The organism is Apibacter mensalis, assembly GCF_001418685.1.
GTDB classification, from domain to species: domain Bacteria; phylum Bacteroidota; class Bacteroidia; order Flavobacteriales; family Weeksellaceae; genus Apibacter; species Apibacter mensalis.
Genome location: NZ_LIVM01000035.1, coordinates 1 through 1,470, shown reverse-complemented (window position 1 = coordinate 1,470; position 1,470 = coordinate 1). Strand labels below are relative to the sequence as shown.

At 26.6% G+C, this 1,470-nt stretch carries 2 protein-coding genes; one reads left to right on the top strand and one right to left on the bottom strand.

Features of this window, described 5'->3' with window-relative positions; translation table 11 throughout:
* Positions 1-573 precede the first annotated feature (573 nt).
* Entirely contained in the window at positions 574-1,035 is a 462-nt protein-coding gene (locus tag ASC36_RS10330) for a Panacea domain-containing protein (RefSeq protein ID WP_055426408.1), read from the top strand.
* A 129-nt stretch (positions 1,036-1,164) separates the two neighbouring features.
* Here the strand turns inward: ASC36_RS10330 and ASC36_RS10995 are convergent.
* On the bottom strand, positions 1,165-1,470 hold a 306-nt coding region (locus tag ASC36_RS10995; protein ID WP_221400595.1), incomplete at its 5' end, for a hypothetical protein.

Sequence of the window (1,470 nt, the reverse complement as noted above, 5' to 3'; positions counted from 1 at the left end):
AAAAAAAAAAAAAAAAAAAAAAAGTAAGAAAGAAAAGAAAAAAAGAAAAAAAGAAAGAAAAGAAAGTACCAAAGAAAAGAAAGAAAAAAATAAATAAAAGAAAAGAAAGAACCAAAAAAAAAAAAGAAAAAAATCAAAGAAAAAAACCAAAGAAAAAAAAACAAAGAAAAAAACAAACGTTTATAAAGGGCAAAAAAATTTTTTCAAAAAAATTCAATTTCAAAACCAATTTCAAAAAAATCAAATTCCCTAATCAGCCATATCAAACTTAACCACCTCGAAGAGAAGAAAAGAAAAAAAAGTTTCGCCCAAAAAAAAGAAAAGAAAAAACAAGCGATTTAAGACGCTCAAAATACATCAGATGAACAAATGCTCATCTTTGATAAAAAAGTTCGTCAGAAAGCCTAAAAACATTAAAAAACAGCCTAAGGCGACATAAGTATATACTTGCTGATTATGTAAATTGATAAGAAATAAAAATTTGCGGGAAAAATTATATTGCTCGAATTTTCCGAAAAAACAAATAACAGTTGGTTTATTTGTTGTAATTTTGAAAAGTAGTATTCGTCTTTTATGAATAAAAACAAACCATATGACAGCGTTTTGGTAGCAAATTATTTGTTAGCATTAGCTAACGAAAAAGGAGTTATTTTAAACACAACCAAAGTACAAAAACTTCTTTATATGGCTTATGGTTTATTATTGGCTGAAAAAAATAGAATAATTACAGATGAGCAACCTAAGGCATGGCCTTACGGTCCTGTATTTCCTAAAACAAGAAAAAAAGCTAATTATTCCAAGATACAGAAAACATCTGATAATGAATTTTCAGAAATTAAAGAGGATTTTGAATTAACCGATTGTTTAAATAAAATAATAGACAAATTTTCAGGCTATACAGCAACTCAATTATCCAATTGGTCACACGACCCGCAGGGTCCGTGGCAAAAAACAGTTGATACAGATTGTTTTGAGTGGAATACCCCCATTCCCAATAATTATATAAAAGATTATTTCAAAGAATTTATCATATAATCTTATTTTGTAAATGTATAAAAACGATAAAATAGGATTGGATGATTATTTTAAACGGCTTTTACAAAATAGCACATCTGAAAATGACACAGATATAGACTCTGACGATCTTTATAAACAAAAAGAAAGTTATGATGAAGAATTTAAAAAGAACAAATCTGATAGATATAGAAAAGACACAATACGAAAAAATAATTTAGCAAGATGGGTAATGTGGGTTGTTTCAATATATTTATTATTAATATTTCTATTGATGTTTATAATTATTTTTATGTTTTGTAAACCACTGTCAGATGCTGTAATTATAACTCTGCTAGGTACAACTACAATTAATGTTTTAGGCTTAATGTATATTGTTTTAAAAGGGTATTTTAAGAATTGATTTTTCAATACTTCTAATAAGTAGCGGTCAAAAAACCCCATCCATTCTTTTCC

Excerpts from the sequence above, each read along its gene's own strand:
- ASC36_RS10330 (WP_055426408.1), top strand. The coding sequence starts at position 574 with ATGAATAAAAACAAACCATATGACAGCGTTTTGGTAGCAAATTATTTG.